The following is a 24,394-nucleotide window of genomic DNA, read 5'->3' as shown; positions in this document are numbered from 1 at the left end:
TCACTCGTTTCAGGGGGCTCTCCCTGACGAGTAGCGGCGCAGTGCCGTATGAAAGATCCGCAGGCATCGATACCGACCCTCAGTCTCGCCGAGACTGGGGGTCACTTTTTTTGAGGCTCGGGGCGGGTCCAGGACAACACGTGGTATCGTGTCGCCCAAGATTGATGAGTATCCGAGAGAAGAGGCGAGTGTGAGCCAAGTCCCCAATGCATGGCTGCTGTATTGTCGAGCCGGTTTCGAGTTCGACCTGGCTGCAGAGGTCACCGAGCGCGCGGCGGCGGCCGGTGAGCTGGGGCATGTCGCCCTGGCCGAACCCAATAGCGGCTTCGTCTGCTGGCAGACCGAATCGGGCCCGGCCAACAGCGTGCATCGCCAGCTGCCGCTGGCGTCGCTGGTCTTCGCGCGTCAGTCGCTGGTGGCCTTTCTGCCGCTGACACTGGATCGGGAAGACCGGATCTCACCCATCAGCCGTCTGGTCGAGGAGAGCGGCTGGAGTTTCGAGGCGGTATGGCACGAGACCCCGGACACCAATGATGGCAAGGCCCTCGGGCGCCTGGCGAAGTCACTCAGTCGCCCGCTGGAGAGCGCGCTGAAGCGCGGCGGCGGGCTGCGCCGCAAGGCCGGCGGCCGACGGCTGCATCTGTTCTGGCTGGCCGGCGATCGTGTCCAGGTAGGGATCAGCTTTCCCGGCAATCGCAGCGAGCATCCCGGTGGTGTGCTGCGCCTGCGACATCCCGCCGATGCTCCCAGCCGCTCCACGCTCAAGCTGGAGGAGGCCTGGTACACCTTCATTCCGAAGGAGAGCTGGGAGACGCGGCTCTCTTCCGGGATGCAGGCGGTCGATCTCGGCGCAGCCCCCGGAGGCTGGACCTATCAACTGGTACGCAAGGGCCTGTTCGTCTATGCCATCGACAACGGTCCCATGGACAAGGCCCTGATGGCCACCGGCCAGGTCGAGCATCTGCGTGAGGATGGCTTTGTCTGGGAGCCGCCCTATCGTCTGGACTGGCTGGTATGCGATATCGTCGACAAGCCGATGCGGGTGATCGACATGGTCGAGCGCTGGTTGATGCGGCGCTGGTGTCGTGAGGCGATCTTCAATCTCAAGCTGCCGATGAAGAAGCGCTGGGATGAAGTGCGACGCTGCCTGACCCGCCTGGAGGAGACGCTGCACGCCCATGGCGTCAGCGCGACCATCGCCTGTCGCCACCTGTATCATGATCGTGAAGAAGTCACCGTGCACGTGCGGATCGACGGATGACGCTGCCGGAGGAGGGCAACATGCAGAGTCAGGACACAGCGCAGGAAGAGACGCTCGACACCCAGGGGCTTTACTGCCCTGAGCCGATCATGCTGATGCACAACAAGGTGCGCGACATGCAGCCGGGGCAGATTCTGCAGGTCATCGCCACCGACCCGGCGACGACCCGCGACATTCCCAAGTTCTGCAGCTTTCTGGGCCACGAGCTGATCGAGCAGAGCGAGGAGGAAGGGCGCTACCGTTATCGGCTGCGTCTCGGCGGCTGATGGGTGCTGCCGGGCTCAACTGCCCGGCATGACCATTAGTGCCAGCGCTTCCAGTGTGTCCGGATCCTCGTTGCGGATGCGATTGGCGATATAGCGCTGAAAGAAGTAGAGCGTGTCGTGCCGGCTGCGTCCGGGATAGAGGCAGTCATCCCCCGGCAGTACCGGCAGCGACACGACGCGGGCGTCGTCGACCAGCATGGCATCGACGGTGCCATCGCTGTAGAGATGCCAGGCGACGATCTGTTTCAACTGCCAGGGGCGTCCATCGCTATCCATGCACAGGGCGTGGGTTCCCTGGGTTTCCGGCAACTGCTGGGTCAGGGAGACGTCCGGGGTCTCTTCATAATCGAAATAGGCCGCGGCATGCTCGAGCTCGGCGATCTTGTGCTCCGGCGCGAGGTGGAAGATCTCCCGCGTTTCCGGGTCGCGATAGCCGACGAAGTGGCCATACTCCGGATCGTCGAGCTCGTGGCACGCGCTGAGACTCTCCATCCACGGCACCAGCCCCACCACTTCGCCATCCTCGCGCAGCCCCCAGGCCAGCAGAGGCATGGCGTAGAGGGTGTCGGGATCGGAGGCGAGATAGTAGAGCATCTCCAGTCCGTCGAGCTCGGGCGACAGTCTGACCAGTCGCTTTCTTGCCCTCAGCCGGTGCCTCATGGTCTCGAGATCGATGATCTGCGCGGAGCGGGGGGAAAGTTGGCTTCCCATGGCTACCCTCCTGGTCGGCAATCGGTCGGCTTGGGCCTCGGAACTACCTGCAGCCGCTATCGGTGTTTCACTCGCTGTTGCCCGGGCCTGGTACGAAAACAGCCTTCGCTCTCTGACTTTCGTACCAACCCTGGTGCGGCCGGTTACCACGTCACGCCACTGTCTATGACCTACTGTCTATCACCTATCTATCATCTATAGCTACTGTCATGACATGGGACCAGTGTGATGACCCGAGCCAAACTCATGGCCTAGACCCGCTGTCATGACGATCTAAAAATGCTGTTGTGACGATCTAAAACCACTATTAGCACAGCCTTTGCCAGGGTGTTAAGCCCTGGCGGCCGATTTTCCACCGCCGTGTGCGGCCTGGGGAGTGGTGCGGCCCTTGATCAGCAGGCGCCAGCCGAGCATCAGGGCGGCTGCGGTCAGGCCGGCGTTGAGCCCGATCCAGTAACCGTAGATGCCCAGCTCGGGGATTCCTGCCATGCCGCGCCCGAGGGCGTGCCCCACCCCCAGCCCGATGACCCAGTAGGCGATCAGGGTGATGCCCATCACCACGCGGGTATCCTTGTAGCCGCGCAGGGCGCCCGCCAGATTGACCTGCAACGAGTCCGAGACCTGGAACAGCATCGCCAGCAGGATCAGCGACAGTGCCAGTGACTGCACCGCGCTGTCTGCGCTGTAGAGGGTCACGATGGGGCGCGCCAGCAGCCACAGTACGGCGCAGTTGAACAGCGCCAGCAGCAGACCCACGGTCACGCCGTTCCAGGCCACGAAGCGCGCCTGTGTCAGATCACCGGCGCCCACCCGGTTGCTGACCCGTACCGTGAGCGCCATGCTCAGCGACAGCGGCAGCATGAACAGAATCGAGGTGACGTTGAGCGCAATCTGGTGGGCCGCGACGGTGATCTCGCCGAGATAGGCGACCAGCAGCGTGATCACCGTGAACAGGGTGACCTCGAAGAAGATCGCCAGCCCGATGGGGAGCCCGATGTAGAGCAATTCGCCGATCTCGCGCAGACGCGGTGCGGTGGGCGAGCTCCAGATCACCACCGGCGCGTAGGCGCGGCTGCGCCGGGTGTACCAGGCCATGCCCAGGCACATCGACCACATCGACAGCGCGGTGGCGAAGCCGCAGCCCAGCGCGCCCAGCGCCGGCAACTGGCGCAGCGGTGTGGGTACGCCTTCGCCGAGCAGCTCGACCAGGCCGGGTCCGCCGTAGATCAGCAGGAAGTTGCTGGGCACATTGACCGCCAGTCCGATCAGGCTGATCCAGAGTGCCGGACGCGTGTGATGCATGCCATCGGAGAAGGCGCGCAGCGCCTGATAGAGCGCCACTGCCGGAATACCCAGGGCCACGGCGCCGAGATAGTCCGTGGCCAGGGTGGCGACCTCCTGGGGTACCTGCATCCAGCGGAACACCAGGCCCGAGCCCAGCCCCAGGGTGAGCGCCGCGAGGCAGCCGAATAGCAGTGCGACCCACATCGCCTGATGCACCTTGGCGCGCACGTGCTGGGGTCGGCCGGCGCCCATCTGATGGGCCACCAACGGGGTCAGACCCATCAATGTGCCAGTCATCAGCAGCATCACCGGGACCCATAGGCTGGCCCCGACCGAGACTGCAGCCAGGTCGGTGGCACTGGCACGACCGGACATGATCACATCGGCGGCGCTCATGCCGGACTGGGCCAGCTGGGCGCCGCAGATTGGCAGGCTCAGACGCAGCAGCGCCGACGTTTCGCGACGCCAGTGCGGCAGGCGGGGGAGGGTCGACACGGCTCGCTCCTTGACCGGACGGACAGGGCGGGAATATTAGCAGGAGTCGTCGGGGGATGCTCGGCGCCGGGCATGGACTTCCGTATACTGCCGGGCGGCCAAGGAGGAGTCATGTTGCACGCCATCGACGATGTCATAGCGCTATTCGACGGGGTCTTCGCCGAGACCTTCAACACGCGCCTGATCAAGGGTGACGACGAGCCGATCTATCTGCCTGCCGATGGCGATGTCGGGTATCACCGTATCGTCTTTGCCCACGGTTTTTTCGCCAGTGCCCTGCACGAGGTGAGCCACTGGTGCATCGCCGGCGCGGCGCGACGTCAATTGGAGGATTACGGCTACTGGTACGAGCCGGATGGTCGCGATGCCGGTCAGCAGGCGGCGTTCGAGCAGGTCGAAGTCGCCCCGCAGGCGTTGGAGCGGCTACTGTGCGAGGCCTGTGCCAAGTCCTTCGAGGTCAGCGTGGACAATCTCGACGGCGTCACCGTCGACCGCCAGGCTTTCGCCGCCCAGGTTGCGGCGCGCGCCGAACGCTATCGTGATCAGGGCTTGCCGCTGCGCGCCGACGCTTTCGTCGCCACGCTGCGGGCATTCTATCGTCAGGGCGAGCCCCGCGCCGTGGCGATCACTGCCGGCCGCGCGCGGTTGAAAACGGCGCTCACCAGTGCGTGATCGCCACGGCACCTGCGGCCTTCAGCCCTGGGTCAGGCGCTGATGCAGATAGAGCATCACCTGGACTTCGTGCTCGGGCCGCAGCGGCTCGAGCCCCAGCTCACCGAACAGTTCGCCGCGTGCCCGTGACCACTCTCCGGGGGAGAGCTCGGGATAGAGAATCTCCGCCGGCGCCAGCTCGACGAACGGATCGACGCCGAAGTCATCGAACATCAGCGATAGTGCTGCTTCATCGTCCTGCACGCCGGCGGTATAGAGCGTCTCGCTGAAGTGGTCGTTCTCCAGCTCGCGCAGCACATCCAGCGGGCTCACGCCGAACTGGCGCAGCTCGTCGAGGCCGTAGCCACCGAGCGAGAGCAGTTCCTGGTCGAGCCAGTCGTCGTCGGGCTGGATCAGGGTGTGCTTGACCTGGCCGTTGGGCAGCGCCCAGGCGATCGCCAGCGGCATGGCGTTGTCATCGCCGGTCTCGACGGCGATGAAACCGGGAAATTCGCTCATGGCTCGAAAGTCTCCTGCAGGCGGAAGAAGCGGCTGGCGGTCTGGGTGGTGGCGCGGGCCAGCGCCTCCTCATCCTCGCCGCGCCAGCGCGCCAGCTCCCTCACTATCCAAGGTAGCAGAGCCGGCTCGTGGCGACGGCCCTTGATCTTGGCCGGCAGGTTGCGCGGCAGCAGATAGGGGCAGTCGGTCTCCACCATCAGCCGCTCGGCGGGCACCTCGGCGATGAACTCACGCAGATGGTGGCCGCGGCGTTCGTCGCTCAGCCACCCGGTCTGGCCGATATGCAGGTCGAGGTCGAGATAGCCGTAGAGGGTGTCGCGCTCGCCGGTGAAACAGTGGATCACGGCATCGCTCAAGCGGTGACGCCACTCATGCAGCATCTCCAGCATGCGGCGGCCGGCGTCGCGCTCGTGCAAAAAGAGCGGCAGTCCGGATTCGGCGGCCAGCGCCAGCTGCGCTTCGAAGGCGCGTTCCTGTTCCGCCGGCGAGGAGAAGTTGCGGTTGAAATCGAGCCCGCACTCGCCCACCGCCACCACGCGGGGCTGCGCGTGCAGATCGCGCATGCTGCGCTCCAGCGCGTGGTTCCAGTCGGCGGCATGGTGCGGATGCACGCCGGCGGTGGCCCACAGGTTGGGGTGGCGCTGGCTCAGGGCACAGGCGCGCTCCGCGCCCTCGGGGTCGGCGCCGGTGACGATCAGGGCGCGGACGTTGGCCGCCTCGGCCCGGGCCAGCACCGCCGGCAGATCCGACTCGAAGCTCTCGTGGGTGAGGTTGGCGCCGATGTCGACCAGCGCCGCGGGGGCGGTGAGACGCAGCGCCTCGGGTAGCGGCGAGTCGGCGGCGGATAAGGCGTCGGGGGACGTGTCGCTCAAGCGGCACTCCTTGCAGTGGGTGTTTCGAAGCCGACCATTGTAAAACGCCGGCCCCGCGAGTGCAGCCCGCTATCGGTGCTGCCGCTCGGGCAGGGTACAATGGCCGCCGATCATGCATGCATCACCACCGAGAGGATCAACGTGGCCCTGCTTCGCCTGGAACAACTGCAACTCGCCTACGGGCACCACAGCCTGCTGGATGGCGCCGATCTGGTCATCGAGAAGGGCGAGCGCCTGGCGCTGGTCGGACGCAACGGCACCGGCAAGTCGACCCTGTTGAGACTGATCGCCGGTGACAACCAGGCCGACGACGGCCATGTCTGGCGCGCCCCTGGACTCAAGATCGGCGTACTTGAGCAGGCCCTGCCGGATGCCGGCGAGGCGACCATCTTCGAAGTCGTGGCCCAGGGGCTGCCGGAGACCGGCGCCCTGCTGACCGAGTATCACCAGCTGGTGGCCCAGGCCGAGCCCGACATGCGCCGTCTGGAAACGCTGCAGACCCGGCTCGAAGCGCTCGACGGCTGGTCCTTCCATCAGCGTATCGATACCGTGCTGACCCGACTGGGCCTGCCGGCGGATACCCTGATGAGCGACCTCTCCGGCGGTTGGCGGCGGCGTGTGGCGCTGGCCCGGGCGATGGTCGCGGGCCCCGACCTGCTGCTGCTCGATGAGCCCACCAACCATCTGGACATCGATACCATCGCCTGGCTAGAGACACAGCTGCTGGCGTTCGAGGGCGCGGTACTGTTCATCACCCACGACCGGGCCTTTCTGTCGCGGCTGGCGACCGCCATTCTCGAGCTGGATCGCGGGCGTCTGGGGCGCTATCCCGGCGACTACGCCACCTATCAGGCGCAGAAGGCGCACGAGCTCGAGGTCGAAGCGCGTGAGCGTGCCGAGTTCGACAAGAAGCTGGCCCAGGAAGAGAGCTGGATCCGTCAGGGCATCAAGGCGCGGCGCACGCGCAACGAAGGAAGGGTGCGTGCGCTCGAGAAGATGCGCGATGAGCGGGCCCAACGGCGCGAGCGTACCGGCAAGGCGTCGTTCCAGGTCGACAGCGGTGAGCGCAGCGGCAAGCGCGTGGTCGAGCTGAAGGGCGTCACCCACGGCTACGCCGAGGCCCGCGGGGGAGACGGCATCGTCATTCGTGATCTGTCGCTGGAGATCCAGCGCGGTGACCGCATCGGGCTGATCGGGCGCAACGGCGCCGGCAAGACCACCCTGCTCAAGATCCTGCTCGGTGAGCTGACGCCGAGCGCCGGTGAGGTGAGGCTGGGCACCAACCTGAGCGTGGCCTACTTCGATCAGCTGCGTGCCGGGCTCGAGCTCGACAAGAGCGTCTACGACAACGTTGCCCAGGGCAGCGACAAGGTCAGCGTCGGCGGCAAGGACAAGCACGTCATCAGCTATCTGCAGGATTTCCTGTTCACCCCCGAGCGTGCCCGCCAGCCGGTGCGCGCGCTCTCCGGCGGGGAGTCCAACCGCCTGCTGCTGGCCAAGCTGTTCACCCAGCCGGCCAACGTGCTGGTGCTCGACGAGCCCACCAACGATCTCGATGTCGAGACGCTGGAGCTGCTCGAGGAGCTGCTCCTGGACTTCGACGGCACGCTGCTGCTGGTCTCCCACGACCGCGCCTTCATGGACAACGTGGTCACCGGCGTGCTGGCGTTCGAAGGTGAGGGTGTGGTGCGCGAGTACGTCGGCGGTTACAGCGACTGGGTGCGTCAGGGTGGCAAGCTGCCGCCGGCGCCCTGGGAGCAGCCGGCCGCGCCCCCAGCTGAGGCCAGTGCCGGCAAGGCAAGCGACAGCGCGCGGGACGCCAGTCAGTCGACTGCGCCCGCGGCCACGGACAAGCGCCGCCAGAAACTCTCCTACAAGCTGCAGCGCGAGCTGGATGCGCTGCCGGCGACGATCGAGGCACTGGAGACCCGGGTGGCCGAGTTCGAGACCCGTATGAGCGACCCTGCCTTCTATCAGCAGGAGAGTGGCCAGGTCACCGAGACGCTGGAGGCGCTGGCTCAGGTCCAGGCCGAGCTGGACGCGGCGATGGAGCGCTGGATGACGCTGGAGGCGATGGCGGAAGGGGAGAGCTGAGGCGCCGAGGTCGCAGTGCCAGAGGCCCACCGCACGCATGGGTGCGGTGGGCCACCTGAGGCGTTATTCGACGCTGTCGCCATCCTTGCCCACGCGTACCGCGAGCACATCGCACTCGGCACCGTGGAGCACGCCGGTGGAGGTGGAGCCCAGCAGCAGCGCGAAGCCGTGGCGGCCGTGGGAGCCGACCACGATCAGATCGACACCGTGATCCTTGGCGAAACGCTGAATTTCGGTGTCGGGCATGCCCACCACGATATGCTGATCCTCGCGCGGGATATCGTAGGGGTCGGCGATATCGCCCAGACGCTGCGTGGCGTGCTCGTCCAGCTGATCCTGGATACTGGTGAGATCCATCGGAATGTCACCGCCGTAGGCGAAGCCGAGCGGTTCCAGCGTGTGCATGATCGAGAGCTTGGCTTGATTGCGGCGGGCAATCGGAATCGCGCGCTCGAGCACCTTGTGCGAATCCTTGGTGAGGTCTACAGCGACCAGCACGTGGTGATATTCGTTGCTCATGGGTGAACTCCCCATCCGGCGAATGACAATACCCACTCTAAGCTGGGTCCATTGGGCGTACAACGGCGGCGATGCGCGCTGGCCGCGGCATGCTGCCGCAGCCGATCATCGTTCATGCCGGCGTTGTACGCAACGCTTTGTAAACATGACCGAAACCCCGAAGTCGTGGGCAGGACCAGGGGTCAGGGAGAAGAGGTGGTATGGCGGTACTGGGATTTCTACTGGTGGCGGTGCTGTTGGTACTGTCGCCGATGATGTGGCTGCGCCCGAGTCGGGCGGAGTCGGTACGTGGGCGCCTGCGGCGGTACGCCAAAGGGCACGGCGGCGAGCTCTCCTTCGCCAAGGCGCCGATCGCGCAGCCGGATCTGCCGCTGGCCGGGTATCGCCTGCGCTACCCCGGCACGCTCACCGGCAGCGATTTCACCTTGGTCAGAAACCGCGCCGGCAGCGATGCCCTGGCTCCGGCGACGGCGGGTTGGCGCTGGCGGCAGGCCCCACTGCCGTCGCTCGACGCCACGCGCCTGGCGGCGCTCGAGACCTGGCTAGAGACGCTACCCGACGATGCGCTGGCGGTGGAGTCGCATCAGCATACGCTGTGCGTGTGGTGGCAGGAGGCGGTGGAACTGTCGCGCTTCGAGCGCGAATGGCCGAGCTGGCTGGCGATGCGGGATACGCTCGCGGGCAGTGGCAACCCGGCGCCACCGCCCGGCCGGCCAGCGTGAAGGGCGGCCTCAGCCGGCCCGATTCTGCTCCGACTGGCGCTGTAGCGCGACGCCGTTCTTCTCGATGCGATCGAGCATGCTCTCGAAGGTGCGCATATCCTCTTCGCTGAAACCGGCCAGCATCTCGTCACGCACCTCATCCACGATCGCCTCGATCTGCTCCAGCAGCGGCGCCGCTTCTTCGGTGAGATGCAGGCGCTTGGTGCGGCGATCCTCGGCGCAGGGTCGGCGCTCGATCAGATTCTGCTCGGCCAGCTGGTCGAGCGTGCGCACCAGTGACGGGGCCTCGACGCCGATCGCCCGGGCGAGGTCGCACTGCGCCTGGCCGCCACCCATGCGGCGCAGGTTGTAGAGCGTCACCCAGCGAGTCTGGGTCAATCCCAGCGGCGCCAAGCGTTCATCGATGACGGCACGCCAGAGTCGCGGCAGGCGCGCCAGTTTGAAGCCGATATGTTGCGGCATAGCGGATTACCTAAAATCGTGAACGTCCTAACATTCTCCAAAGCGCTGCAGGATAATGCAAGTCGTGCCGCGTGCGGTCACTCGCCGCGGCTACCGAGCAGATGGCGAATGTTCCAGCCGGGGATGCCCGGAGGCCGATGGATACGCCCGTCGGCGTGGGTGGCGTCGGCGTCGTCGGCCACGGTGAAACGCAAGGTGCCGATACGCTGGCCCACCGCGGTGGTGACGTCGATCTGCCAGCGCCCGCTGACATCGCCGCTGAAGTTCTGCTTGTGGGTCCAGGCACGATAGCCCTGATCGCGGCCGCCGTGGATGATCAGTGCGATACGCTCCACCACCCGGCCATCGTGGCGCCAGACGTGATAGATCTTCTCGCGCAGGCCGCGCGGGGCGCGAATGGCGGTGTAGGCGTAGAGACCGCGGGCGCGCAGGTTCTCCGGCGTCAATACCATCTCCCCGCGGGGCGTTCGGGTGGCGGTGTCGAAGCCCGGCGAGAGCGCGCTGCCCGAGAGCCACAGCGTCGCCGGCGGAATCCAGGCACGTCCGCTCCAGGCCAGGCCGCCGAGCAGGATCAGCAGGCCGAACATCGCCAGCCAGCGTACCGCGCCGGCGGGGCGCAGCAGGCCGATCAGGCTGGGCAGACTGAAGAAGGTCATGGCGGCGATCGCCAGCACCAGGCTCTCGCCGGTGGTCAGGCTGAACATGATCGGCAGCGTCACCAGCATGACCACGAACACGCACAGCGAGTGGAGCAGAAAGTAGAGCCAGCGGTGGCGTTGGGAGAGGCCGAAGTAGAGCGGGTCGAGAATCGCCAGCAGCGCGCAGCCCACCATCAGGCCGGTGAACAGCGCCTGGCCGCTGGCCCAGATCGTGGTCGCCAGGAAGAAAGGCAGGCAGAAGAAGAGCGTCTCCTGGTGCACCACCTGGGTGATGAAGGTGGTCACCGCGCGGGGCAGGCCGGTCTGTCTGCCCCGCCGCGAGAGCCAGCGGCTGGCCACGCTCTCGACGATCAGCAAAAGCCAGGTCAGCAACAGGCCTATCGCCAGCACGGCGCCCAGCCACTGCTGGCGGTTGACCAGGAAGAACCCTAGCAGGCCCAGGACGAAAGCAATGGGCGGCCACAGCCACAGATAGCGCTGCAGCCGGGCGATGAGCGGCTCCAGCCAGGCAAGCCTGGCGGGGAGCGCGATCTCGTTATCGATCACGATGAAAACGTCCTCGTTGTAGATGTCCCGCGGGGCGCGTCGACTCACTTGGCCTACGCTGAGAGACGCCGGTTCCGCGGAGCGTCATGCCCGGGCCTGTCGAGACCCCAGTCGCGGCCGCGACATTGTGCCATGGGGTGGTAAGCCAAGGCACCGCGACGGGCGTGTTCTGGTGCGACTGTCGCGAGCGTCGGCGCAGCATTGCCAACGCATGGCCTCTGATTCTTCGGCTGGGCCACCCCGCGCGGCCTATCGCCTTGCCTGCGGGGGCATGACCCGGACCGGCGCGGACGGGGGCAGGGCTCGACGGGCCCTGGCCTCGTCCGGGGCTGGTCACGACTTTGGTTGAGCTTGACGCTACCCTCTGGGCGGCTCAAGCTGGTGATATTCAAACGCTCGTATGATTCGCTTTCGGGGCTGATCCCGAAGGTGGTTTCGCAGTCATGGCACGGAGAATCCCATGCTCTATCAAGGCGATGCCATTCGGATGGCGCGGGAGGCGGACAACGTCGTCGTCCTCACGCTCGATCTCAAGGCGGAATCGATCAACAAGCTCTCCTCCCAGGTGATCGGGGAGCTGCAGGAAGCGGTGACGGCGCTGGAGCGCGAGAGCGACGTCGCGGGGCTGGTGATCGCCAGCGCCAAGGACGTCTTCGTGGTCGGTGCCGATATTACCGAGTTCCACGCCATGTTCGCCAAGGACGAAGCCTTCCTGGTCGACATGAACATGCAGATCCATGCGTTGTTCAATCGCATCGAGGATCTCGGCTTCCCCACGGTCACCGCGATCAATGGCCTGGCCCTCGGTGGCGGCTGTGAGCTCTGCCTGACCACCGACTTCCGGGTCATGGCGGAGGGCGCCCAGATCGGCCTGCCCGAGACCAAGCTGGGGATCCTGCCCGGCTGGGGCGGCTGCGTACGCCTGCCGCGCCTGATCGGTGCCGACAACGCGGTGGAGTGGATCGCCGGCGGCAGCCAGAACGACGCCGGTAGTGCGTTCAAGGTGGGTGCTGTGGATGCGGTGGTCCCGGGCGATCAACTGCTGGACGCCGCGCGTGACGTGCTCGCCAAGGCCCGTGACGGCGATCTCGACTATCAGGCGCGCCGCGCCGAGAAGAAGGCCCCGCTAAAGCTCAATGCGGTCGAGCAGATGATGGCCTTCGAGACCGCCAAGGGATACGTCGCCGGCAAGGCTGGCCCGCACTATCCGGCGCCGGTGGAAGCGATCCGCGTGATCCAGAAGGGCGCCGGTGAGGAGCGCGAGCGGGCTCAGCAGATAGAGGCCAACGCCTTCGCCAAGCTGGCCAAGACCGACGTCTGCTACAACCTGGTGGGGCTGTTCCTCAACGATCAGCTGGTCAAGAAGCGCGCCAAGCAGTACGAGCGCGACGCCAGGACGGTGGATCAGACCGCGGTGCTGGGTGCCGGCATCATGGGCGGCGGCATCGCCTATCAGAGCGCCTACAAGGGCACGCCGATCCTGATGAAGGACATCAAGTCCGAGGCGCTGGAGCTGGGGCTGAAAGAGGCGCGCAAGCTGCTGACCAAGCAGCTCGAGCGCGGCAAGCTGAGCCAGACGCGCCTGGCCGAAGTGCTGAGCAATATTCGCCCGACGCTCTCCTATGGCGATTTCGGCGAGGTCGACCTGGTGGTCGAGGCCGTGGTCGAGAACCCCAAGATCAAGGGTGCCGTCCTCAAGGAGGTCGAGGCGGCGGTGGGCGAGGAGACCATCCTCGCCTCCAACACCTCGACCATCTCGATCGACCGCCTGGCGGCCAACCTGTCGCGCCCGCAGAACTTCTGCGGCATGCACTTCTTCAACCCGGTGCACCGCATGCCGCTGGTCGAAGTGATCCGCGGCGAGCACACCTCGGATGCGGCGGTGGCGGCGACGGTCGCCTATGCGCGCAAGATGGGCAAGACACCGATCGTGGTCAACGATTGCCCCGGTTTCCTGGTCAACCGGGTGCTGTTCCCCTATTTCGGCGGCTTCAGCCGTCTGGTCGAGCTGGGGGTCGACTTCGAGCGCACCGACAAGATCATGGAGCGTTTCGGCTGGCCGATGGGGCCGGCCTATCTGCTCGACGTGGTGGGTATCGATACCGCGGTGCACGCCAGCGAGGTGATGGCCGAAGGTTTCCCCGAGCGCATGGGGCAGGATGGCAAGTCGGCGATTCAGGTGATGCTCGACAACCAGCGCCTGGGACAGAAGAACGGCCAGGGATTCTACCGCTACGAAGAGGACAAGAAGGGCAAGCCCAAGAAGCTTCACGACGACGAAGCGCACCGGCTGGTGGCCGAGGTCAAGCGCGAGACACGGGAGCTCGACGATGACGAGATCATCGCGCGCATGATGGTACCGCTGTGTCTGGAGACCGTGCGCTGTCTCGAAGAGGGTATCGTGGGCTCTCCCGCCGAGGCCGACATGGCACTGATCTACGGCATCGGTTTTCCGCCGTTCCGCGGCGGTGCCCTGCGCTATATCGACGCCATGGGCTGCGCCGAGTTCGTCGCCCTGGCCGAGCGGCTGGCGGCGGAACTCGGTGCGCTCTACGCGCCCACCGAGCGGCTGCGCGAGATGGCCAGCCGGGGCGAGCGCTTCTACGCCGAGGCCGGCGGCGACGCCTGATTTCACCACCAACCGGAGTCAACGTTATGAGTTTGCATGCAAGAGATGCCGTGGTGGTCGATGCCGTTCGCTCGCCCATGGCCAAGGCCAAGCATGGCGCCTTCCGCAACGTGCGCGCCGAGAACCTCTCTGCGGCGGTGATGCAGGCGCTGTTCACGCGTAACGCCGGGCTCGATCCGGCGGGGATCGACGACGTGATCTGGGGCTGCGTCAACCAGACCCTGGAGCAGTCGATGAACATCGCCCGCAACGCGGCGATTCTCACCGGCATTCCGCGCTCGGTACCGGCGCAGACGGTCAACCGCCTGTGCGGCTCGTCGATGAGCGCGCTGCACATCGCTGTGGCCAACATTCGCGCCGATATGGGTGACTGCTATCTGATCGGCGGCGTCGAGCACATGGAGCACGTGCCCATGACCCATGGGGTCGACGTCAACCCGGCGGCGAGCAAGCATGCCGCCAAGGCGGCGATGATGATGGGGCTGACCGCCGAGCTGCTGGGCAAGATGCACGGTGTCACCCGCGAGCAGCAGGACGAGTTCGGCCTGCGTTCGCACCGGCGTGCCAGTGACGCCAATCGGCAGGGCTGGTTCGACAACGAGATCGTGCCGATCGAAGGGCACGACCAGCAGGGCTTCCGCACGCTGGTGAAGCATGACGAGGTGGTGCGTGAAGACGCCAGCCTCGAGCAGATGGCCTCGCTCAAACCGGTGTTCGATCCCAAGAACGGTACCGTCACCGCGGCGACCTCGTCGGCGCTCTCGGTCGGCGCCTCGGCGCTGATGGTGATGAGCTACGAACGCGCCAAGTCGCTGGGGCTCGAGCCGCTGGCCAAGGTCGTCTCCACCGGTGTGGCCGGTTGCGACGCCTCGATCATGGGCTATGGCCCGGTCCCCGCATCGCAGAAGGCGCTCAAGGCCGCTGGGCTCAAGATCGCCGATATTCAGACGGTCGAGCTCAACGAAGCCTTCGCCGCGCAGTCGATTCCGGTGCTCAAGGATCTCGGTCTGCTCGACCGCCTCGACGAGGCGGTCAACCTCAACGGCGGCGCCATCGCCCTGGGCCACCCGCTGGGCTGCTCCGGGGCGCGCATCTGCACCACGCTGCTCAACGTGATGCGCCAGCAAGACACCAAGCTGGGGTTGGCGACCATGTGTATCGGTATGGGGCAGGGTGTGGCGACGGTGTTCGAACGGCTCTGATCGCGTAGTTCGTGACTCTGCCGTAGCACCTCAGGCTGCGGCATCCGACGCCGGCAGCTCGTGGACGCGAGCTGCTGGCGTCATACTGTTGGCGGGCGCTGCGTCCCTGGCTGCCCTCATGCGGGTATGGCCCGCGGCACGACATCACTCCTGGCGCGTCGTCGAGCCGTTCTATGTCGTGTTGAGTTTCACGGTCGGGTTGAATCTCACGCCGGCGCCACCACCTCTGATAGACCAGCAGACGCGTCGGCGTCACCGTTCATCGCTTCTCAGGAGAGCTACCCCATGCCTTTTGCACCGTCGAGCATGCACGTCGAAAGTACCGCCTTCGCGCCGAATGCGGCCATTCCCAAACGTCACTCGGCGGAGGGTGAGGATCTCTCTCCTGTCTTGAGCTGGCGGGATGCACCGGCGGGCACCCAGGGGTTCGCGGTCATCTGCCACGACCCGGATGCGCCGCTGGTCAAGGATGGCAGCTACGGCTATGTGCACTGGCTGCTCTACAACCTGGCGGCGGATGTGACGTCACTCGAGGAAGATACCCGGCAGGGTACTGCCGGCGTCAACGATGGTGGTGCCGTCGGCTACGGCGGGCCCATGCCGCCGGAAGGCCACGGGGTGCACCAGTACTATTTCTGGGTACTGGCGCTGGATACCCTGACCGAGCTGCCCGAGGGGTTGACCCAACGCGAACTGCTCAATGAGCTGGAGCCGCACATTCTGGGCATGAGCCGGCTGGTCGGGACCTATCGGCGTGACTGAGTGAGGTCTGCCGTCATTGCGTCGAAGGCACACGGCGCCATCCTTCGGGTGGCGCCGTGTGTCGTTGCGGGGAGTGCTCAGGCCGAGAAGTGCAGGCGTGAGTCGATAATGCTGGCCGTCGCACCGTAACGCCAGGGCAGGTTGTCGCGGCCGTGGCCGATGGGCAGGCCGCTGAACAGCGGAATGCCACGCGGTGTCAGCCAGGTCTCGAACAGCGTCTCCAGGCGCAGATCGGCGTAGGGTTCACAGCCTTCGAAGGTGCCCAGGCAGACCGCGCTTGCCGCGTCGAGGGCGCCGGAGTACGCCAGCTGCCACAGATCGCGCTCAAGGCGGTAGTAGGGCTCGCCGACATCCTCGAGGATCACGATCGCGCCCGGCGGTGCACGAAACGCCAGCGGCGTGCCGGCCAGGCTCGCCAGCACCGCCAGATTGCCTCCCACCAGTGGGCCACTGCTGCGGTGCTCGGGCCTCGCGGTGATCGCTGTCAGCGCCACGCTGGCGGGTACCGCACCCCGCAGCAGGCCCTTGAGGGCCTCCAGGTCACGGCGGCTGGCGGCGCGTACCGTCGGGTCTTCGGCCACCAGCTTGAGCCCCTCCTTCATCACCGGACCGTGGATCGCCGGCAAGCCGTGGCGCTGGCACTGGCTCAGCAGCACACTGAGATCGGAGTAGCCGATCAGCGGCTTGGGCGGCAGCCGTGACCAGTCGATCTCGGTAGCCAGATGGGCGCAGCCATAACCGCCGCGCACGGCCCATACGGCGTCGGTGTCGGGGTCGGCGTAGGCGGCCTGCAGCACCCCCAGGCGGTGGGCCACGTCTCCGGCGAGATAACGACAGCGCACCTGCAGACGAGGCGGAAAGCGCACGCCGATATCCAGCTCGGCCAGCGCCTCGGCGGCCTGATCGAGAAGATCGGGAGCGGTGAACGAGGCCGGGGCGACCAGACTCAGGGTCAACGACATGCAGGACTCTCGGGCGGCGGTTGGGGGCTCTACCTTAGCCCGCCTCAGCGGGCGCGGCCAGCCTCGTCGGCGTGCACGCCGAGACGCTCGAGCAGGGCGTCGGTGGCCATCGGGCGCCCCAGGTAGAAGCCCTGGTAGCGCTTGATGCCCAGTGCCTGCAGCAACTGCCACTGGGCCTGTGTCTCGACCCCCTCGGCGATAGTCTCCATGCCGAGCAGTTCGCACAGCCCCACGATACCCTCGAGCAGGTGACGCGAGCGCAGATCGGCCTCCAGGTCGCTGAGGAAACTGCGGTCGATCTTGATGGTGTCGAACGGCAGGCGCTTGAGATAGCCCAGCGACGAGTAGCCAGCCCCGAAGTCGTCCATGGCCACGCGAAAGCCCTGGCGGCGCAGCTTCTCGATACGCGCCTCGGGGGCCCGGGTATTCTCCAGGAAGACCGATTCGGTCACTTCCAGTTCGATCAGATCGGTGGGGATGGCGTGGCGGCGGCAGGCGCTGCGCAGGGTTTCCGGTAGCGCTTCGTCCATCACGTGCAGCGCCGAGATGTTGACCGCCACGGGAATGGGGTGGCCGTTGGCCGCCAGCTTCGCCGCACAGCGCGCCGCGTGCTCGATTGCCAGGGTGCCGAGTGCGCTCGCCATGCCGTTGTGCTCGGCCAGGGGGACGAAGGTGCTGGGGGGCACCTGGCCGTGGCTCTCGGTGTGCCAGCGGGCCAGCAGTTCGGCGCCGACGATCTGGCTATGCTGGTCGAACTTGGGTTGGACCAGGAAGTCGAGCGTCTCTTGCACGATCGCGTCGCGCAGCTGCGAGAGCATCGACATCTTTTCCAGATCGTGGTGCTTGAGCTGGTCGTGATAGAGCGCAAAGGCGTTCTTGCCCCTGTCCTTGGCCGCGTACATGGCAACGTCGGCATGCTTGAGCAGGGTCTCGCTGTCCTTGCCGTCGAACGGGGCGTGGACGATGCCGATACTGGCGGTGACGCTGATCTGATGACCGCCGATCACCATTGGCTGGGCCAGGACTTCCAGCAGGCGCCGAGAGATATGGGGAGCCAGCTGGCGATCGCTGCCCACGTCGATCACCACCACGAACTCGTCGCCGCCCCAGCGCGCAATCAGATCGCGGCTGCGCAGGGTGGCGCGCAGGCGCTTGACCATGATCCGCAGCAGGGTATCGCCGGCCTGGTGGCCGAGCGAGTCATTGATGTGCTTGAAGCCGTCGAGATCGATGAACAGCACCGCCAGGGCGTGGATCGGCGATATCTGGCGCAGTTGACGCTGGAGCGCGTACTGCAGGGTGGCGCGGTTGGGCAGCTGGGTCAGGGTGTCGATGCTCGCCAGGTGCTCCAGCTCGCGCTCCGAGCGCTTGCGTGCCGAGATGTCGCGCAGCACGGCGATATAGTGGACCTGGCTGCTGTCGCCGAGGGTGAAGTCGCTCAGCGTCAGCTCGACGGGGATGGCGTCGCCGCTACCGGCATCGAACACCCCTTCATGATGGTGGCTGCGTTCGCGACTGACCGCCGTGGCGGGTGGCGAGGAGAGCGCATTGGCGCTGACATAGTGGTGCAGCGGGCGGCCGAGCATGTCGCTGAGGGGGCGGTTGCCGAGTTCGAGAAAGGCGTCGTTGGCCTCGAGAATCTGCCACTGTTCGCCGACCACCAGCATCGGGTCGCGGGAGGCAACGAACGCATGGGCGCGCACGCGACTGCCGATATCGCAGACGTTCTCTTCGGCCACCACCTCACGCATGCCGGCGGCGGCCAGCGGGTGGCCCTCCGGGGTACGCAGTGTCACCGCGCCGCGGATTCGCCAGCGCAGCTCGGGGTAACGACCGTCGGGCTGCAGGGTGAGATCGAAGCGGTCGTCGAGACCGCAGATCAGGCGTCGCCACTGATGCAGCAGGCGCTGACGCTCTGCTGGCACCATCGAGCGCAGCAGCTCGCGAAAGTTCAGCTGAGTCGGTGCCGTGTCATGCTGCACGCTCGGCGAGAACAGCCGGCAGAAGGCGTCGGGGAGCGACCAGTGCCAGGGAACCAGGCCGAGTATCGTCAGTGCATCCAGCGGCCAGTTGCGTGGCGTGTCATGACCCGTCGACGGCGATGACGCTGCGCTGAAGTCGACCACCTGCGTGGCTTGCGGCGCCTGGCCGGCGGTCCGGCCGAGGGGAGCGTCGTCGTCGATGGGCATGGGTTATGGATCTCGATCTCTGGCAGGAATCACTCATCCTTGACCCGAACTTTATCGACGCTATTGGCTAAAACTTGAACGGGCCCAAGGCGGGGCGCGGTGCTCACAGGAGCGCCAGGGCGAACAGGCACAGCGCCGCGAGAAAGGCGACGATGAACACCGTCGAGCGCAGCGTCGCCAGGTCCAGCGCATAGCACACCCCGTGGGCGACCCGCGCGAGCACGAACACGAGACAGGCGGCGCTGCCCAGCCAGCCACCGCCACCGGCGTAGCCATAGGCGACCACCGCCGCGGTGAACAGCGCCAGAGCCTCCCAGGCGTTCTGCTGGGCAGCCCACAGGCGTGCCCCCTTGCCCTCCAGGGTAGCGTACTGCTGGCGCGGATGATGGTTGTCGAGACCGCCAGGTTCGCGCCGCCGCACGGCGCTGCCCCAGAAGGCGAGCCAGAAGGGGAGCAGGGCGGTGATCAACAAGCACCAGAGCGGTAGCGTCGTCATGGGAATCTTCCTTGAGCCAACGTGAGTCGTCGCGGCGTCACGCCGTCTCCGGCGTGACCGTCTATAGCCAAGGTAGCAGAAGCCGGTCGAGCCGCTAGCTACCCGGCGCTGGCGCTTCATCGTGGTGCTCCAGACGCCCGAGCACCGCGAAGAGCGCGCTGATCGACGCCGAATCTAGCCCGCCGATGGCGGCGTCGAGATGGGCGCGGTCGCGCAGGTAGGCGCATACCGACTCGACATAGCGAATGCGCAGATCGTAGAGCGACGAGCGCGCATCCAGCACATCGACCAGATCGCGCAGCCCGAGCCCCTCACCGCGCTGTGCGGCGGCCAGGAACAGACTCGCCGATTCGGTGGAGCGCTGCAGCGCCTGGAGCTGACGCTGATCCGCCTGCATGCCGCGCAGGCGCTTGCGCACCTCCTGCTGGGCCCGGCGCTGCTCATCGTCGAGCGCCGCGGTGCCGGCCAGGGCGCTGAACTCGGCCTGACGGATACTGGCGGTGGTGTAGCCGCCCTGATAGAGCGGCAGGTTCACCTCGACCCCGGCGCTCAGGTCGCGGCTGGTGCGCAGCGGGTCGTCGCTGTCGAGATCGTTGTAGTCGAGCACCAGGTCGACCTTGGGATAGCGCGCTGCGTGGCGCAGGGCGGTATCCGCCTGGGCGACCCGTTGTTGGCGCCTGGCCAGCTCGACCTGTGGATTGCCATCGGTCAGCGCCAGCAGGTCGTCCAGCGGACGGGACTCGGGGTCCAGGGCCAGGGTCGGCGGCGGCTCGATCAGCGCCGGGGCGAAGTCGAGCGTGGCGCCGCTGAGACGTTCGAGATCGCTGACCGCATTGGCCATGTCGCTTTCGGCGGCGGTCTGGTCGGCGATCGCCTGATCCAGACGCGACTGCGACTCGAGCAGATTGATGCGATCGCCCACGCCCAGCTCATAGGCGCGCTGTGCCTGGCGCTGCTGCAGCACCAGCGCCTCGCGCTGGGCGATCAGCAGGCCGACCTTGCGCGAGGCCTGATAGGCATCCAGATAGCTTTCGATGACCCGCAGTGCGAGATCGCGTTCGGCCACCGCCACCTCGAGCGTCGCGGCATCCACCTGGGTGCCGGCCTTGTCGACCTGACGCCAGCGCTCGAGATCGAACAGCGGCTGGCTCAGACGCAGGCCCCAGCTGCTGTCGCGGGTGCGTCCGGAGACCCGCTTGGCGTAGTCGGCATCCGGATAGTCTGCGGGGTTGCGGGTATAGATATTGTCGGCATCGCTCAGACGGTAGGCAGCATTGGCGCTGACCTGGGGGCGCAGACGCGCGCGTGCCATTGGCACCTCCTGTTCCACCGCGCGGCTATCGAGGCGTCGGCTGCGCAGGCCGCTGTCATTGTCGAGAGCGAGACCCACCAGCGCCGGCAGGGGCGGTAGCGCGGGCGAGTCCGACTGCGCCAGCGCGCTGGCGCCACTCAGCGCCAGACCCAGGGCCAGCCGTGGCAGATGCCGGGATACCAGGCGCCAGAGCGTCCAAGATGAGTCGCGGCGCATCACTCTTCTCGCAGCGCGCGGGCGAGCATGTCGTCGAACGGCTTCAGCAGATAGCTGGCGAAGGTTCGTTCACCGGTCTGCAGCATCACCTCCGCCGGCATCCCCGCGAGTAGCTGCATCGAAGCGTTGATCTGGGCCTGGCCCGCGCGGGTGACCCGAATGCGCGCCTTGTAGTAGTGGGCCCGGGTGGCCTCGTCCTCGAAGGTATCCGCGGAGACATGGGCGACCTCGCCCGGTACCACCTGAGTCAGGCGCTGGTTGAAGGCGCTGAAGCGGATATCGGCGGGCTGGCCGGCATGCACGTTGTCGATGTCGCGGTCGGGGATCCGTGCCTCGACCACGAAGGCTTCGTCGGCAGGGACGATCTCCATCAGCGTATCCCCCGAACGGATCACCGCGCCCTGGGTATGGATCTGCGAACCGACCACGGTGCCGGAGACCGGCGCCGGGATGGTGGTCCGGGTCACCTGATCGCCGAGGGCAGTGATGCGCTCCTGGGCATCGGTCACCTGCGCCTGTACCGTCTTCAGCGCTTCGCCCACCTTCTGGTGGTACTCCTGACGCTGAATCTCCTGCTGCAGGCCGTTCTCGCTGATCTGCGAGCGCAACTGTGCCACCTCGGCGGCGTGCTGGGCATTCTCGCCGCGATACTGCAGCACCTGGCGCTCCAGCTCGCGCAGATGCTGGTTGTCACCCAGCCCTTCGCTGAACAGTGTGCGGTAGTCGCTGGCCTCGCCATTCAGCGAGGCGATGCGCGAGCGGTTGATGCGCTGCAGCGACTCCAGTCCAGCGATCTGCTGGTTCATCTGGCGTGCCTTCTCGTCGAGCGCGGCGAGCGCATCGGCCTGGGATTTGCGGCGCACCTCGAACAGCCGGCGCTGCACGTCGATCACCGCCTGTACCCGGGGCGACGGGTCATCCAGCAGGCTGGCGGGAAACGCGAGCTTGTCACGATCGGCCTGTTCGGCGTTGAGGCGGATTTCGCTGGCCAGCGCGATACGGTACTCGGACTGGGCGATCGCCAGCTTGGAGAGCGGCTGGGTATCGTCGAGCACGATCAGGGTCTGGCCGGCCTTCACGTGGTCGCCATCGCTGACCAGAATGCGTTTGACGATGCCGCCCTCGAAGTGCTGGATCTTCTTGGTCGCACCCTCGACCGTGACGGTGCCGGGGGCGACCACTGCGACCGCCAGGTCTGCGCTGGTCGCCCACAGCATGAAACCGCCCAGGGCGATCGCCAGCAGACCGAGGCCGACACGGCAGGTGGTGCGGTCGCCGGTCGGGGCGCCGCTCGACGAGGCGCCGGGGCCGAGTGACAGGGGCGTGGTGGCACTCATGAGGGCGAGGACTCCTGTGGGGGGCGCGCCGTGGCCACGGCGTCGCCGACACGGCCGCGGGCGCGCAGGCGCAGCGCCTGTACCCCGCTGCTGGCGGTGGGGGTATCGGATCGGGTGCGGGCGTCGATTCGCACGATGCGTCCGGCCTCCAGCTGAATGACGCGGTCGACGTGATCGAGAATGGCCGGAGTGTGGGTGACCACGAACAGCGTCGTGCCCTCGCGCTTGAGCTGCGCGAGGCAGGCGATCAGGGCGCGCTCGCCGAGGGTGTCGAGGTGGGCATCCGGCTCGTCGAGAACCACCAGGCAGGGCGAGCCGTAGAGTGCCCGCGCCAGCCCGAGGCGCTGGCGCTGGCCGCCGGAGAGCACGCCGCCGCTGCCCTGGATGAGGGTGTCGTAGCCCTGCGCCTGGTGCAGGATCATGTCGTGGACCCCCGCCTTGTGGGCCGCCTTGAGCACTTCGGCGGGATCGAGCTGGCCGAAGCGGGCGATGTTGTCGCCGATGCTGCCGTCGAACAGCTCGACATCCTGGGGCAGGTAGCCGAGATGCGGGCCGAGGCGTTCCCGCGGCCACTGGGCGATGTCGCTGCCGCCCAGGCGCACCTCGCCGTGCTGCACCGGCCAGACGCCCAGCAACACGCGTGCCAGGGTCGACTTGCCGGCGGCGCTGGGGCCGACGATGGCGATGTGTTCACCCGGTACGCAGTGGAAGGCGATCTCGTGCAGCGTGGCCGCCTGGGCCCCCGGCGGGGCGGCGCTCACGGCGCTCAGCGCCACGTCGCCGGTCGGCGCTGGCAGCGGCATGCGCTCGCGCTCGGCGGGGAGCTTCGCCAGCAGCGCGTCGAGCCGGGCATGGGCGGCGCGCGCCTGGATGAAGCCCTTCCAGCCGCCGATCATCTGATCGATCGGCGCCAGTGCCCGGCCCATCAGAATCGAGCCGGCGATCATCATGCCGCCGGTCAGGCTGCCTTCGATGACCAGCAGCGCGCCCAGCCCCAGCACCAGCGACTGGAAGGTCACCCGCAGGGTCTTGGAGAGATTGCTCAGCACCCCGGCGCGGTCGCTGGCACGTGACTGGTGCAGCAGATAGGCCTGCTGGCACTGCTGCCAGCGCTGGTGGAGGTTGGGCAGCATCCCCATGGCCTGGATCACTTCGGCATTGCGCAGATTGCTCGCCGCCATCTCCTGGGCTTGCGCGTGGGCGCGGTTGGCCTCGCCGAGCAGCCCCTGGGTACTCTTCTCGTTGATCCACGCCAGGCCCATCAGGATGATGCCTGCGGCCGTCGCGAAGGCACCGAACCAGGGGTGGAAGAGTGTCAGCAAGCCGATATAGAGCGGTATCCACGGGGCATCGAAGAAGGCGAACAGGGCATGGCCGGCGATGAACTGGCGCAGTGTGGCCAGATCGCTGAACGCCTGTGCCGAGGGCTTGCCGGCGGTCGCCAGGGCGCGCTGGAACGAGGCCTGATAGAGCGGCTCGCTCAGCGCACGATCGAAGCGATTGCCGACCCGTACCAGAATGCGCGAGCGCACCACCTCCAGGCCTCCCATGATCGCGAACAGGTAGAGCACGACCAGGGTCAGCATCGTCAACGTCTCGGGGCTGCGTGTCGTGATGACCCGGTCATAGACCTGCAGCATGTAAATTGAGGGAACCAGCATCAGCAGATTGATGAACAAGCTGAAGAACAGCACGCAGAGAAACGACTTTCGGCAAGCGATCAGCGCTTGATACATGGCTGTCTTTGGGGGAGGTCGGTTCACGTGATGGCCCGGTGAAGTGGCGTGGGGCGCTTGGAAAGGGCGCTTGGTCGGCGTCAGAATGCGGAGATTGTGAAGATATTTGCAAGCCCAGAGCCGCGGTGAACTTTGTCCGCTAGGGATGGTATCGATGTTGTCGTGAACGGTTTTTTTATCATGATAATCAATGCTTTTTGAATCCCGCGATGGAAGGTTCGTGTGGCCGCCTGATACCTGTCTGCCGAGAACAACCGCGCTTGAGGCGCCGATTGTCGGGGATTTGGCGCTGTTTCATAGTCTGATGTTTCTCATGCTGCGTTCACGAGTGATCTCATTATTCCGGCATTGGTAACGAAACGTTAATGCGGTTTTTGGCCTCGAGTGTCGATAAATCAATGGCCTCGGATTTGGCACCGGGAGTCATCATTCCATCGCCTTCAATCATTTCCTGAAACTCACCTCGAGAGTGGGAGAAGTTTCAACTTTCGC

General features: G+C 66.4%; 21 protein-coding genes. 8 read left to right on the top strand and 13 right to left on the bottom strand.

Going from position 1 to position 24,394, the window contains the following annotated elements:
* The first annotated feature begins 190 nt into the window (after positions 1–190).
* Positions 191–1,261, top strand: a complete 1,071-nt coding sequence (rlmM, locus tag DOM66_RS17030) for a 23S rRNA (cytidine(2498)-2'-O)-methyltransferase RlmM (RefSeq protein ID WP_110690965.1) — start codon at positions 191–193, stop codon at positions 1,259–1,261.
* A 20-nt stretch (positions 1,262–1,281) separates the two neighbouring features.
* Positions 1,282–1,527: a sulfurtransferase TusA gene (tusA, locus tag DOM66_RS17025; protein ID WP_035469728.1), complete on the top strand. Its 246-nt coding sequence runs from the start codon at positions 1,282–1,284 to the stop codon at positions 1,525–1,527.
* 15 nt (positions 1,528–1,542) lie between these two features.
* Here tusA and DOM66_RS17020 read toward each other — a convergent pair whose 3' ends face one another.
* Entirely contained in the window at positions 1,543–2,238 is a 696-nt protein-coding gene (locus tag DOM66_RS17020; RefSeq protein WP_110676910.1) for a hypothetical protein, read from the bottom strand.
* Between the two features lie 330 nt (positions 2,239–2,568).
* Positions 2,569–4,017, bottom strand: a complete 1,449-nt coding sequence (locus DOM66_RS17015) for an MATE family efflux transporter (protein WP_245392475.1) — start codon at positions 4,015–4,017, stop codon at positions 2,569–2,571.
* Between the two features lie 111 nt (positions 4,018–4,128).
* Here DOM66_RS17015 and DOM66_RS17010 point away from each other — a divergent pair, with 111 nt between their 5' ends.
* Positions 4,129–4,689 carry an elongation factor P hydroxylase gene (locus DOM66_RS17010; RefSeq protein ID WP_110690964.1) on the top strand — a complete coding sequence of 187 codons (561 nt, stop codon included), beginning with the start codon at positions 4,129–4,131 and terminating at the stop codon, positions 4,687–4,689.
* A gap of 21 nt (positions 4,690–4,710) precedes the next feature.
* Here the strand turns inward: DOM66_RS17010 and DOM66_RS17005 are convergent, their stop codons facing one another.
* Together DOM66_RS17005 and DOM66_RS17000 are read right to left on the bottom strand one after the other, a co-directional pair.
* Entirely contained in the window at positions 4,711–5,187 is a 477-nt protein-coding gene (locus DOM66_RS17005; protein ID WP_110690963.1) for a hypothetical protein, read from the bottom strand.
* Positions 5,184–6,059 carry a TatD family hydrolase gene (locus DOM66_RS17000; RefSeq protein WP_110690962.1) on the bottom strand — a complete coding sequence of 292 codons (876 nt, stop codon included), beginning with the start codon at positions 6,057–6,059 and terminating at the stop codon, positions 5,184–5,186. Before DOM66_RS17000 ends, DOM66_RS17005 begins: the two co-directional genes overlap by 4 nt.
* A gap of 141 nt (positions 6,060–6,200) precedes the next feature.
* Here DOM66_RS17000 and DOM66_RS16995 point away from each other — a divergent pair, with 141 nt between their 5' ends.
* Positions 6,201–8,153 (top strand): ATP-binding cassette domain-containing protein, encoded by a 1,953-nt coding sequence (locus DOM66_RS16995; RefSeq protein ID WP_110690974.1) that lies wholly within the window; start codon positions 6,201–6,203, stop codon positions 8,151–8,153.
* Positions 8,154–8,216: 63 nt separating this feature from the next.
* Here the strand turns inward: DOM66_RS16995 and DOM66_RS16990 are convergent, their stop codons facing one another.
* Positions 8,217–8,672 (bottom strand): universal stress protein, encoded by a 456-nt coding sequence (locus tag DOM66_RS16990; protein ID WP_110676902.1) that lies wholly within the window; start codon positions 8,670–8,672, stop codon positions 8,217–8,219.
* Between the two features lie 200 nt (positions 8,673–8,872).
* On the opposite strand from DOM66_RS16990, the gene DOM66_RS16985 reads away from it, so the two are divergent.
* Entirely contained in the window at positions 8,873–9,394 is a 522-nt protein-coding gene (locus DOM66_RS16985; RefSeq protein ID WP_110676900.1) for a preprotein translocase subunit YajC, read from the top strand.
* A 9-nt stretch (positions 9,395–9,403) separates the two neighbouring features.
* On the opposite strand, the gene slyA is transcribed toward DOM66_RS16985, so the two are convergent.
* The gene (gene slyA / locus DOM66_RS16980; protein ID WP_110676898.1) at positions 9,404–9,856 is read right to left on the bottom strand and encodes a transcriptional regulator SlyA; all 453 of its coding nucleotides are present in this window, start codon (positions 9,854–9,856) and stop codon (positions 9,404–9,406) included.
* 77 nt (positions 9,857–9,933) lie between these two features.
* Positions 9,934–11,109 carry a DUF5924 family protein gene (locus DOM66_RS16975; RefSeq protein WP_342588214.1) on the bottom strand — a complete coding sequence of 392 codons (1,176 nt, stop codon included), beginning with the start codon at positions 11,107–11,109 and terminating at the stop codon, positions 9,934–9,936.
* A 412-nt stretch (positions 11,110–11,521) separates the two neighbouring features.
* Here DOM66_RS16975 and fadB point away from each other — a divergent pair, with 412 nt between their 5' ends.
* The 3 genes from fadB (at position 11,522) to DOM66_RS16960 (ending at position 15,654) form a co-directional block, all read left to right on the top strand.
* Positions 11,522–13,690 (top strand): fatty acid oxidation complex subunit alpha FadB, encoded by a 2,169-nt coding sequence (gene fadB, locus DOM66_RS16970; RefSeq protein ID WP_110690961.1) that lies wholly within the window; start codon positions 11,522–11,524, stop codon positions 13,688–13,690.
* Between the two features lie 26 nt (positions 13,691–13,716).
* The gene (fadA, locus tag DOM66_RS16965) at positions 13,717–14,892 is read left to right on the top strand and encodes an acetyl-CoA C-acyltransferase FadA (RefSeq protein ID WP_110690960.1); all 1,176 of its coding nucleotides are present in this window, start codon (positions 13,717–13,719) and stop codon (positions 14,890–14,892) included.
* A 285-nt stretch (positions 14,893–15,177) separates the two neighbouring features.
* Positions 15,178–15,654 carry a YbhB/YbcL family Raf kinase inhibitor-like protein gene (locus tag DOM66_RS16960; RefSeq protein WP_110690959.1) on the top strand — a complete coding sequence of 159 codons (477 nt, stop codon included), beginning with the start codon at positions 15,178–15,180 and terminating at the stop codon, positions 15,652–15,654.
* Positions 15,655–15,731: 77 nt separating this feature from the next.
* Here DOM66_RS16960 and DOM66_RS16955 read toward each other — a convergent pair whose 3' ends face one another.
* The 6 genes from DOM66_RS16955 to DOM66_RS16930 form a co-directional block, all read right to left on the bottom strand.
* Positions 15,732–16,616 carry a S66 peptidase family protein gene (locus tag DOM66_RS16955; protein ID WP_110690958.1) on the bottom strand — a complete coding sequence of 295 codons (885 nt, stop codon included), beginning with the start codon at positions 16,614–16,616 and terminating at the stop codon, positions 15,732–15,734.
* 44 nt (positions 16,617–16,660) lie between these two features.
* Positions 16,661–18,805 carry a putative bifunctional diguanylate cyclase/phosphodiesterase gene (locus tag DOM66_RS16950; protein WP_110690957.1) on the bottom strand — a complete coding sequence of 715 codons (2,145 nt, stop codon included), beginning with the start codon at positions 18,803–18,805 and terminating at the stop codon, positions 16,661–16,663.
* A gap of 103 nt (positions 18,806–18,908) precedes the next feature.
* A complete protein-coding gene (locus DOM66_RS16945; RefSeq protein WP_110676886.1) occupies positions 18,909–19,301 on the bottom strand; it encodes an MAPEG family protein in 393 nt (130 codons plus the stop codon).
* Between the two features lie 94 nt (positions 19,302–19,395).
* Complete coding sequence (locus tag DOM66_RS16940) at positions 19,396–20,829, bottom strand: TolC family protein (RefSeq protein ID WP_110690956.1); 1,434 nt, start codon at positions 20,827–20,829, stop codon at positions 19,396–19,398.
* Positions 20,829–22,166: an HlyD family type I secretion periplasmic adaptor subunit gene (locus DOM66_RS16935; RefSeq protein WP_110690955.1), complete on the bottom strand. Its 1,338-nt coding sequence runs from the start codon at positions 22,164–22,166 to the stop codon at positions 20,829–20,831. Before DOM66_RS16935 ends, DOM66_RS16940 begins: the two co-directional genes overlap by 1 nt.
* Positions 22,163–23,902 carry a type I secretion system permease/ATPase gene (locus DOM66_RS16930; RefSeq protein ID WP_110690954.1) on the bottom strand — a complete coding sequence of 580 codons (1,740 nt, stop codon included), beginning with the start codon at positions 23,900–23,902 and terminating at the stop codon, positions 22,163–22,165. Before DOM66_RS16930 ends, DOM66_RS16935 begins: the two co-directional genes overlap by 4 nt.
* Positions 23,903–24,394: the final 492 nt, after the last annotated feature.

The organism is Salinicola endophyticus (genome assembly GCF_003206575.1).
Taxonomy (GTDB): Bacteria; Pseudomonadota; Gammaproteobacteria; order Pseudomonadales; family Halomonadaceae; genus Salinicola; species Salinicola endophyticus.
This window is presented reverse-complemented; position numbering and strand designations above follow the sequence as displayed.

Coding starts and splice junctions, on each gene's coding strand:
- DOM66_RS16985 (WP_110676900.1), top strand. CDS start 8,873: ATGGCGGTACTGGGATTTCTACTGGTGGCGGTGCTGTTGGTACTGTCG.
- fadA (WP_110690960.1), top strand. CDS start 13,717: ATGAGTTTGCATGCAAGAGATGCCGTGGTGGTCGATGCCGTTCGCTCG.
- DOM66_RS16950 (WP_110690957.1), bottom strand. CDS start 18,805: ATGCCCATCGACGACGACGCTCCCCTCGGCCGGACCGCCGGCCAGGCG.
- slyA (WP_110676898.1), bottom strand. CDS start 9,856: ATGCCGCAACATATCGGCTTCAAACTGGCGCGCCTGCCGCGACTCTGG.
- DOM66_RS17005 (WP_110690963.1), bottom strand. CDS start 5,187: ATGAGCGAATTTCCCGGTTTCATCGCCGTCGAGACCGGCGATGACAAC.
- DOM66_RS17010 (WP_110690964.1), top strand. CDS start 4,129: ATGTTGCACGCCATCGACGATGTCATAGCGCTATTCGACGGGGTCTTC.
- DOM66_RS16945 (WP_110676886.1), bottom strand. CDS start 19,301: ATGACGACGCTACCGCTCTGGTGCTTGTTGATCACCGCCCTGCTCCCC.
- DOM66_RS16960 (WP_110690959.1), top strand. CDS start 15,178: ATGCCTTTTGCACCGTCGAGCATGCACGTCGAAAGTACCGCCTTCGCG.
- tusA (WP_035469728.1), top strand. CDS start 1,282: ATGCAGAGTCAGGACACAGCGCAGGAAGAGACGCTCGACACCCAGGGG.
- DOM66_RS16930 (WP_110690954.1), bottom strand. CDS start 23,902: ATGTATCAAGCGCTGATCGCTTGCCGAAAGTCGTTTCTCTGCGTGCTG.
- DOM66_RS16955 (WP_110690958.1), bottom strand. CDS start 16,616: ATGTCGTTGACCCTGAGTCTGGTCGCCCCGGCCTCGTTCACCGCTCCC.
- DOM66_RS17020 (WP_110676910.1), bottom strand. CDS start 2,238: ATGGGAAGCCAACTTTCCCCCCGCTCCGCGCAGATCATCGATCTCGAG.
- DOM66_RS16990 (WP_110676902.1), bottom strand. CDS start 8,672: ATGAGCAACGAATATCACCACGTGCTGGTCGCTGTAGACCTCACCAAG.
- DOM66_RS16935 (WP_110690955.1), bottom strand. CDS start 22,166: ATGAGTGCCACCACGCCCCTGTCACTCGGCCCCGGCGCCTCGTCGAGC.
- DOM66_RS16940 (WP_110690956.1), bottom strand. CDS start 20,829: ATGCGCCGCGACTCATCTTGGACGCTCTGGCGCCTGGTATCCCGGCAT.
- fadB (WP_110690961.1), top strand. CDS start 11,522: ATGCTCTATCAAGGCGATGCCATTCGGATGGCGCGGGAGGCGGACAAC.